Source organism: Janthinobacterium pasteuri (assembly GCF_051380775.1).
GTDB lineage: Bacteria > Pseudomonadota > Gammaproteobacteria > Burkholderiales > Burkholderiaceae_D > Janthinobacterium.
In genome coordinates this window covers 221,308-231,209 of sequence record NZ_JBNYXS010000006.1, presented here as the reverse complement: position 1 = coordinate 231,209, position 9,902 = coordinate 221,308, and the positions used below count along the sequence as shown (strand labels likewise).

At 64.7% G+C, this 9,902-nt stretch carries 5 protein-coding genes and 1 rRNA gene; all 6 read right to left on the bottom strand.

The window, feature by feature from the left end; genetic code table 11:
* Window positions 1-107 (bottom strand): 16S ribosomal RNA (locus ACQ4WN_RS09150); the annotation flags it as partial.
* A gap of 400 nt (window positions 108-507) precedes the next feature.
* The gene (locus ACQ4WN_RS09145) at window positions 508-1,236 is read right to left on the bottom strand and encodes a YfaP family protein (RefSeq protein ID WP_436551237.1); all 729 of its coding nucleotides are present in this window, start codon (window positions 1,234-1,236) and stop codon (window positions 508-510) included.
* A gap of 29 nt (window positions 1,237-1,265) precedes the next feature.
* Entirely contained in the window at window positions 1,266-2,960 is a 1,695-nt protein-coding gene (locus ACQ4WN_RS09140) for a DUF2300 domain-containing protein (protein WP_436551236.1), read from the bottom strand.
* Complete coding sequence (locus ACQ4WN_RS09135) at window positions 2,960-7,510, bottom strand: alpha-2-macroglobulin family protein (protein WP_436551235.1); 4,551 nt, start codon at window positions 7,508-7,510, stop codon at window positions 2,960-2,962. The genes ACQ4WN_RS09140 and ACQ4WN_RS09135 overlap by 1 nt, the downstream gene beginning before the upstream one ends.
* The gene (locus tag ACQ4WN_RS09130) at window positions 7,507-8,181 is read right to left on the bottom strand and encodes a DUF1175 family protein (RefSeq protein ID WP_436551234.1); all 675 of its coding nucleotides are present in this window, start codon (window positions 8,179-8,181) and stop codon (window positions 7,507-7,509) included. Before ACQ4WN_RS09130 ends, ACQ4WN_RS09135 begins: the two co-directional genes overlap by 4 nt.
* Window positions 8,178-9,794 (bottom strand): DUF2138 family protein, encoded by a 1,617-nt coding sequence (locus ACQ4WN_RS09125; protein ID WP_436551233.1) that lies wholly within the window; start codon window positions 9,792-9,794, stop codon window positions 8,178-8,180. The genes ACQ4WN_RS09130 and ACQ4WN_RS09125 overlap by 4 nt, the downstream gene beginning before the upstream one ends.
* Window positions 9,795-9,902 lie beyond the last annotated feature (108 nt).

Genomic DNA, 9,902 nt, shown 5'->3' with positions numbered 1-9,902 from the left:
CCCGTTCGCCACTCGCCACCAGAGCAAGCTCCGTGCTGCCGTTCGACTTGCATGTGTAAGGCATGCCGCCAGCGTTCAATCTGAGCCAGGATCAAACTCTTCAGTTTAATCTCTGTTACTTTGCCCTTTTACAGGCACCGTCATTTCTGACGGGTCGCTCACTCAAAAACTGACAGGCCACTACTTGCGTAGCGCCTATTTCATTATTTCTTGTGAACATTTGATATTTTAAGTTTTACAGCGATCCGAAGATCACTGCTGCACTTACATCAAATGCCCACACTTATCGACTGTTAATTGTTAAAGAACGGTATTCGGTACTGCTTTCGCGCTATCGACAAAGCGTTGTGTTTGTCAGCTGCGAAGAAGGAAGAGTATGAAGCGTTTGCAGCATTTCGTCAACCTTCTTTTTTACCCGCTTCACTCAGCATTTGCATGCATCGTTCAGCGAGGGGGCGAATTATAGCCGTGCCCCGTGCACCCTGCAAGGGCTATTTTCGGCCATTTTTATGGCAAGACAAACGATTTTACCAGGGTCAGCTCGCCGGCGGCCCGCATCGGCACCTGGAAGCTCTGCAGCTTTTCACGCGGCGTGCCTTCGTTGGTGATGATCGATAAGCGGGCAACCGTCAGCAAGGCGCTGTTCTCGCCGCTGCCGTAGTAATTGACATAGGCGTGATAGTTGCCCCTCAGGGGCGCGGCGCTGGAAAAGATTTCCGGGCCATAGCCGGTGGTCACGTCCACATCCAGCGCGCCGCCATCTTTCAATACGCGATTGCCATACCAGACGTGCCCCCCGTCCGGCGTGACCACATGCAGATCGAGGTCGGTGCCGGCGCTGTCCCAGGAAAGCACGATACGCAAGCGCGCCTGCGTCTTGCCCTGATAGCTGTCGACAAACTGGGTGCGCGCGCGGCTCCTGCCATCCGGCGAACGCACTTCCACGCTATTCGCGCCGCTGCCGAAGCCATAGGGGCGGCCGTAGCTACCGTCCTCGCCCACCTCCATCGGCATCGCCACGCCGTTGACCACCAGAGTGGCGGGCTTGCCCTTGACGGCGCCCGCGATACGTCCCCGTATCTGCGCCGTTTCGGCCTGGCCCGGCTGCAAGTTGACCGATGCGGCGGGGTAATTGACCGCTTGCGTATAGTCCTCGCGCGCGCCGGCCGAATTGCGCCAGCCGCCCTTCGGAGCATCGATGGTGACCTGGGCCTGCGCCCAGAGTGGCAATAGCATCAGGGGAATCGAGCAACGGATATAAAAACTCACAGGGCCTCCAGGTTAAGGTCGACGAGCCGGCGGGCCAGCCGCTCGACATATTCTTCGTCCTGGCCGCGCGGATGGCGGCGCAGGCCAAGGTGTAAATATTCATGGGCCAAGGTAATGCGGTCTTCGCGCGTGGCCAGCGAGCGCATGAAGATGCGGTTGCGCGACTGTTCCGAATACGGCGCGCCGCTGGACAGGGCACAGACCAGTGGCGCTTGTGGCGGCGCCTCGTAGCCAGCCTCGCGCAGCAGCACGCGCTGCCAGCGCGGCACGGACCGCGCCAGCCAATCCTCGTTCTGCGCCAGGCGACGGCAACGCGCGCCGGTATTGCCAACGGTGCTCAGCGCGCCACCCGGATAGGCCGCCGCCAGCAATTCATCATAGTGCTTGCCCTGTTTCGCCTGCCGCACCGCCTCGCTCCACGCCATGGTTCCCTCGGACGACTGGTTGCTGTGATAGCGCACGGTGACGCCATCGACGATCAACTGGTCAGTCCAGCGCGCAATCGCCAGCGCTGCCGGCGTGGCTGGGCTGGGACTGACGCGCTGGGTCGCGCTGCTGTCGGCGATCTGCTGGCAACCCGCCACGCTCACCGCGTTCTGCTGCAAATACGTGCGCGCTGCTATCGCCAGGGCCTTGGCCGCTTCCGGCTCATTAGCACTCGCTTCGCGGTCGAGCACCCGCGCCACATATTCATTGACGCCGAAGCGGCCACGCAACTGCGGACGGCCGCCCTTCTCCTGCAGCAGCATCAACTCGCCGGTGCTGCGCAAGGCGAGGTTCTGGCCATTCTCGAACTGCACATGGTAGCGACCATTGAGCGGGCCAGGTGCGGCCACGCCACGTTCGCCGCGCACGGCGCGAATCGGATAGCGCTTGAAGTAATCAACCACCACGCAGCCGCCATCTTCGGCCGCGCCCACTGGCGGCAGACTGGCGGCAAGCCTGGGCGCCCACTGCTCGAAAACATTGCTGCTGCCGCCCGCGCCGCCAAGCCAGATCGGCGTGCCGTCGGCCAGCCAACCGGCCGCGCCGCCGATGCGCTTGCCGTCCTGCTGCCAGGAATACGTCTTCACGCGCAACTGGCTGCCGAACCAGCGCGCCGTACCGGCGCCGCGCCCACCCCGTCCATCGAGCACCACGCGCAGCAGCGCCGCTTCGGCTTCCTGGCGGCTGGCGGCCGGGATGCTGTCCAACGCGCGCAGCAGGCTGTCCAGGCGCACCATGCGCGCAGGCGCCATCTGCGCGGGGTCAGACAGCCAGGCAAAGTCGCCTGCGGGCGCCGCGCCCAAGCGGCCGGTCCAGTACTGGCGCCATGAAGCCGGCGCGATCATCAGGCGCTTGGGCGAGAAAAAGAGGCCGCAGGACTGCGCCAGTGCAGCGTCGTGGCCGATGCTCTGGCCCGCGTCGCAGCAATACACTTCTTCCGGATCGCTGCCGCCACAGCGGTAGTCCGGCATCGCCACCTTGCTATCGGTCGCATACACATACACGAACAGCTTCCACAGGCTGGCCAGCGGCACTTGCCGCGCGCCGTCAAACGGCGGCGGTGCCGTGCCACCCTGGTGCAACCGCCGCACTTCCGTCTTGCCATCGCGCCGCCAGGCCACATCCAGCGATTTTGACGATGACTGCGACCAGGCAGGTGCGGCCAGCAGCAGGGTCGCCATCAATGCAGGAAGTGCTACGCGCATCAATCGACCTTCAGCGCGCGCGTGGTCTTGCCGCCGCCCTCGAAGGCTTTCTGCTCCGGCTGGTACATACGGTAAAAGCGCGCCGGCGGCAGCACATAACTGCCCTTTTGCGCGAAGCGCAGCAAATGACGCACCGTCACGTCGCCGGCCAAAGGCTCGATCGGCACGGCATAACCGTCGCGGCGCTCGGTATGGCGCGCGCGTTCCAGCGCGGCCGGCTTATCGCCCGCCATGACCATGCCCCAGGTGGTCGATTCGACCATGGCGCCCGGCGGCAGCGCCACTTCCAGCAGACCAAAACGGTGCTTCGCGCCCGGCGCTGCTTTCAAGGTGATTTCATCGAGATACAGCGCGTCCGTGCTGAGCGTTTCGCCCGCCTTGACCAGTTCCGTCGTGTAGCCGCCCTTGCCTGCCTTCATGCGCAGGATGCGCCGTTCGACGGTAACCGGCAAGGTTTGCGCTTCGGCGGCGTGGCTGTCGTACTGCACCACGGCTACCGTGCCGGCAGGTGCCGGAGTCGCTGCGGCGAGACGCAATTTATCCGGCACGCTCCTGGCATCGGTCCAGCGCCACAACGGCTGGCCGCTGCGGCTGTCGCGTTTTTGCCAGGCGCCGTCCAGCGCCACGGCCGGTCCCTTGCCGAACGACGCGCCGCCCAGCTTCTTTTGCACCCACAGCAAGGTCATCGCGCGGTCCAGGGTCGGCATCTCGGCGCGCACGCCGGCCAGTACCGCATCGGCCTGCGATGGCGGCACTTCGCCGGCCAGCATCAGCAAGGCCTGCGCCACCGGCGCCTTCGACGCGCGCAGTACCTGCCAGGCATCGGCGACCTGCTGCTGCAACGCCGAAGGCAAGGCGATGCCATTCTGGCTGGCGACCAGCGCCACCAGCCCAAAAGCCATCGATTGCGCTTCGCGGTCAGAGGCGCCGCCCAGCAGCAGGCTGCCGCTGTCGCCCGCCTGGCGCGGCTTGCCGCCCAAGATAGCGATGGCACTGTCGTCCACCAGGCCGGCGGCCAGCGTCTGCGTGGGCAAGCCCATCTCGCGCGCCATCCACAACACCAGCGCGCGGTCGCCCATCGCATCTTTCAAGCCATGTTCGCTATAGACGGCCAGCAGCTTGTTCCAGTGCTCGGGCGGCAGCTCGATGTGCAGCGCGCGCGCTGCGTACCAGTCGGCATAATAGGCGTAGGCCGTCATTAGCGCATTGCCGGCCGTGGCATTGCCCCACCAGCCAAAGACGGCGTTCGGACCGGCCATGGACACCAGGCGCAGGCGCTGCGCCGTGAGCAGCGTTTGCAGGGGTTCGCTTGCCGCGCCGGCATCCGGCCCCAGGCTTTGCGTGGCCAGCGCGAGCGGAATCAAGCGGCTCGCCGTCTGCTCCACGCAGCCATACGGATAGTCGATCAGGTCGTCGGCAATGCGCGCGAATTGGCTGGCGGCGCCCTGCGCGAACGAGACGCGGATATTGCGCGCGTCCGCCGGCAGCTTGAGCGCGAGTTCACTCGTGGCGCCATCGAGCGGCAGCACCAGCGAGCGCGGACTGCTCCAGGCGGCGGGCAAGGTTTGCATGGCCGCCTCTAACGCATCGACCAGTTTTCCACTCTGTTTTACTTCCAGGCGCAGAGGTCCGGCCCCTGGGGCGAGCGGGAATTCGACATAGTTCACGCCCGGCTTGGCGGACAGCTTTTCCGTCGTCGGCTGCGCCCCGCCGGAGAGGACAACGTCGAGCGCCTGCTCCTTGCCCGTCTGGTTGAACACGGCCACCGAGGCACGCGGCGCATCGCCGGCACGCATCCAGTCCGGCGCCGTCCACTTGGCATAGAAGTTCTTGTCCGACCGCAGATAGGCGGTGCGCTGACCCACGCGACCTTGACTATCCATCGCGCGGCCGGTGATCCTCCAGCGGGTCAGCGCGTCGGGCATGATAAAGCTCACGCGCGCGTTGCCATTCGCATCGGTTTTGAGCGATGGCGCCCAGTAGGCGGTATCGATATTGTCGCGGCGCGGACGTTCGAGCACCTTGACGCCACGCTCGTTGTAGTTGTGGCGCGCGGGCGCACCGGCAGTGCGCCCCTGTGCCATGTCGTAGCTGATGAAGGACAGACTGGCCGTGGTGCGCACGTTGTTGCGGCGCGGATGGTAGAAAAAGTCGCCGATGTCCGGCGCGATTTCCGGCTGCAGCACATAGATCATTTCATCGACCACGCCCAGCGCCACCAGGGTGCTCAGGGGCTTGCCGTCCAGGGTCGCCTTGACGTCCAGGGTCACCTTCTCGCCGGGCTGGTAGACCTCCTTATCGCTCTTGAACTGCAGCGCGATGCGCGGCTCGATCACTTGCAGGCCGGCGTTCTCGAACACGAAATCGCCTTTGCGCGTGTAGGCCACCGAGAACGTCATGTTCGGGCCATGCTCCTCCTTGACGGGAATGCGCACGCGCCACTGCCGCGGCGCCACGCGCTTCGCCTGGTACCAATCAGCGGCGCCGGCCATCAAGCCATGGTGTTCCACCTTGTCGCGCTCGAGCGTCAACAGCGCCTGGTCGACCTTGTCGGAAAAGGTGATCAAGGCCTCGGCGATGTCACCCGGACGATAGCGGGCGCGATCCAGCACGATCTCGATGCTGCCCGGCGTGGTCTGCACGCCATCGCCGGCGACCCAGTGGCTGGCGGCGGCCAGCAGGTTGCCGCGTTCGTCGCGCAGCGCCAGCTGATACGAACCGGAGGCCGGGAATGTCACGTCCCAGCCCTTGGCGTTTGGATCGAACGCGCCCTCGGTCTTGCTCTGTTTTTCCAGCTGCACCATCTCCCAGCGCACGGGCTTCGCCGCGCCCTGGCCATCGGCCAGCAAATCGAAATGCACGGCCTGACCCGGATCGGAAAACTGGCGCGTGGCCTTCAACTGGTAACTGCTGCTGGAGCGTTCTATCATCAGCTCGCGCGTCGCCTTGACGCGGTAGGCCGCGCCATCGGTCGCCAGCACGGTCAAGATGTAGCGCGAGGGATCGGCGGCGGGCGGCAAGGTGAAGTCGACATTGCCGCTGCCATCGCTGACCACTTCCTCGCTCTTCAAGGCCACCGGGAACAAGCCGCTGTAACGCAGTTCGCCTTCGACCATGGTGTTTTGCTGGCTGCGCAGTGACAGGGTCATCTTCGCGTTTTTCACCGGTTTGCCATCCGGGTATCGCAGCGCGATGCTGCCCTTGACCGCCTCGCCCGTCTTGAATTCCGGTTTCGATGGCTGCACGTTGATTTCAAAGTGCGGCTTGACGTATTCGGCCACGCGGAAGGCCGCGCCGTACACGCCATCCTTGTAATTGAAGCGCAGCTCATAGCCACCGGCGGTAGCTTCCGTGGGCAGGCGGAAGCGCGTCTCGGTGCCCGTATCACCGGACAGCTGCAGCGTTTGCGTCAGCAACGGCGTGCCGTTCGGATTGAGCACGGTCAAACTCAGCGGCGCACCAGCCGCCGCCTGCGATGCGCGCGCCGAAGTAAATTCGCGGCCCAGGAACTTGACGTTGACCTCGTCGCCGGGCCGGTACAAGGGCCGGTCGGTCACCGCATAAATCTTGGTGTTGTAGATCTCGCTGTCATAGTAAAAATTCTCGGACACGAACACGCCGCCGGCGCGGTCCTGGCCCAGCACATACGTGTGTTCGGGGCTGCCGCGCTCTAGCGACGCGACGCCGTCTGCACCGGTCACAGCCGACTGCAGCACGCCGGTGCCGTCGGTCCACGCCACGCTGGCGCCAGCCACGGCGGCGCTGGTGTCGCGCCGCGCCGTCCAGACCAGCATCTGGCCGGACGATACCTTGGTGACGGCCACCGTGTCAGACACGAACACCAGGGTGGTGGCACGGTGCTCGCCGATGATCGCTTCGACCAGGTACAAGCCCGGCTTGCGCTTGCCCAGCGGGATCATCACATTGCCGGCGCCGGCGACGATGAAGTCACTGCTCGATCCATCGAGCTTGACGCCCTTCGGCGGTGCGATGGCCTTGGCTTGCCAGATCGGATAGCGGAAGCTGTCGACCAGCTCCATGCCCTTGATCGGCTTGTACTGCGGATGGTTGGCAAACACGGTCGGCCGGCGGATCGCATCATTGGTGGCCAGCTGCGGCTGTTCCTTCGTTACCGCGCGGCGCGCCTCGCCGGAAAACAGCTTGCGCCAGGCCAGGCGCGACTGCTTCCACCAGCTATCCCACAGAAAGCTCAGCGTGTTGGCCAGGCCTTCGCCCTGGTAATTGCCTTCGACCTGGATGCGGTGCAGATTGCGCTGCTTTTTCAGGAATTCCATCGGCTCGGGCACGCGGTAGACAACGATGTCGGCGCCCGAATACGCTTCCAGGTTCATGCGTCCCATGTCGCGGCCGGGCACCTCGAGGCGCACGCGCGACTCGTCGCTGCTGCCGTAGCTGGCGTCCGACAGCAGGAAAAAGGGCTCGCCCTTGAAGGTCGTGTAGTTGCTAGGCTCGTTGCTCGGTTCACGTTCCTGCGCCGAAGCGCCGCCAATGAGCACCAACGCCAACAAGCTGGCGAAGAATAGCTTCATGATAAAAACGCCAGCCGGAACACACCGGCGAAATTCGGATTGTTGACCACAGGTTGCCACCGCGTGTCCTTCCAGCTCGTAAGTTCTTTGATATCGACGGTCCGCAGACCATTGTCGTCGGGGGTGACGGTGCCGGTGTGGTAGGCGATGCGCGCCCCCATCCAGACCATCAGGTGCTGTTCGTCGCCCTGGTCGAAAAACAGCAGGTCGCCGGGCAGCGCCTGGCTGATCTCGCGGGCGATGAAACGGCTGTTGTGCTGCACCAGCGCCAGCGCCGTGACAAAGTGGCCGACCTTGCCGCCCGTTTGCACCCAGCGATTGCGCAAGGCCGCCTGGTCCGCGCCAAGCTCCAGCTCGGGCGGCAGGCGCCGGTCGCTGGCGATGCCGTTCGCGCGCAGCCACTTCGCGTCATGCACGGTGAGCGCCTCGTTGACGGCAAAGCGCACCAGGCCGGCGCAATCGCGGTGCGTCCAGCGCGGCGACGGGCCCCGTTCGATCTGCGCGTTGACGATGCGCAGCATCCAGGCCTGGAAAGCGCGGCTCTGGGCCTGCGACAGCTGCACTTGCGGCGCGGCCGCCGCGCGCAGGGCCCAGGCATAGGGGCAAGTAACAACGGCAGCCCCTCCCGCCAGCCAGCGCAAGGCGGCACGGCGCGCATGCCACACCGTCATCGCGCAGTCTCCTGCCATTCCAGCGTTTCCCATGACGTGCCGCTGGCTGGCTGCCGCTTGAGCACCATGCGCAGCGGCGGATATTTTTTCAAGGCGTTCAGGCGCGGCACCAAGTGTTCGTTGGCGGCTGCGCGCAAGACCGGTTCGTTATTCGCCGGCAGGGTATTGAAGGCTTCCAGCTGGATCAGCCGCGCCAGCGACGCAGGCGCGATCAGGCCGATGGTGCGCGCGCCATCGGGCAGCAAGTCGCTGGCGGCCGGCGCCTGCTTGCGGCGCACGGCCAGCACCTGGTCCACCAGCTTGCCATCGGCGGAAAAGACAACCGTGTTGCCAGCCACGGCCAGCGCCGGCGTGGACTGGCCCAGGGCGGTGGCGACGCTGCGCTCCCAGCGCACGAACTCACCTTGACCATCCTTGCCGGTAATCTTGCGCACGGGATCCTTGCCGCCGATGGCCGCCTCGAACAGGCTGCCATATACAGCGTCATCACCGACCTGCGCACTGCGCGTGGCCACGAACACGGGCGTATGCAGCCGTGAAGTGCCGTACCAGCAGGCGGCGGCAGGCCCTTGCAAGTGCTGGGCCAGTGGCACCACCGGCTCGGATGTCTTGTCGCCCAGGCGCTTGAGCACAGGCTGCAGCGCGGTCCAGTCCACCGGCACGCTGAAGCAGGCGCTGGGATGATGCGGCAGTTGCTGCCACAGGAAGCTGCTGTCATAACCACCGTTTTTCAGCTTGTCGGCATTGAGCAGCACCTTCGATTGCCAGGCGCCCTGTTGAAAATCGAAGCGCAGCGCTTCGAGCGCGCCGAAGAAAGGCTGGTAGCCGAACGACAGGAAGTCCGCCTTGACGGCGATGCTGTGGCCCTCGGGCGCGGCGCTATCGAGATGGAACTGCGCATGAAAGACATTCTGTTTGGCCGCCTCCGGCGCCAGCAGGCTGGCCACGGTTTTCTCGGCCGTGCCATCGCCATGCTTGCCGTCGCTGCCGCCATACAGCATGCCGGGATGGGACAGGATGACCAGGCGCTGGCCATGCGCGGCAAACAGCAAGGTGCGCTGCCAGGCGTAATTGAGCGCGTAGACGGGCACGGTGTCGCCATCGACGCGCAAGCTGCCGGCCACGCGCATTTGCGTATCCTTCAGGGCGATCTTGCCCGCTTCCTCGAGCAGGCGCGTCAACTGGTTGCGCGACACGACGATGGCGAAATGCTTGAGCGAGCCGTCGGCGTCGCGCCACAAGGCCACTTCCGCCGGCTGGTCCAGCACCATGCGCAGCAGCTGGTCGCCCCATCCCAGTTCATGTTCGTAGGCGATGCGGCGCAAGCTGCCCTTGAGCCCCAGCCGGTCTTCGCTTTGCTCGTAATAGAACAGGAAATCCTCGCGCAGCACGTCGCGCGCCAACGGCACCGTCAGCAGGTCGCGCGGCAAGGTCGACAGGCTTTTCGTGCGGACCAGCGCATCGGGCCGGGATAAATCCAGCTTCAGGCCGTTGACCGGCCCCATCGCGCCCCAGCCGAATACCCGGTAACCGACCAGCGCGGCGGCCACCAGCGCCACCCCGGCAAGTGAGCCGACCAGAACTTTCTTATTGAGTACTTTTTTCGCCAGCACCTTATATCCCTTTTAGCCTGCCACGGCATTGACAAGTTAGTAATTATTGACAAATGGTAACATGGCATTTGTGGCCGCAGCGCACCGGTGACGCGACAGCGTAAAATA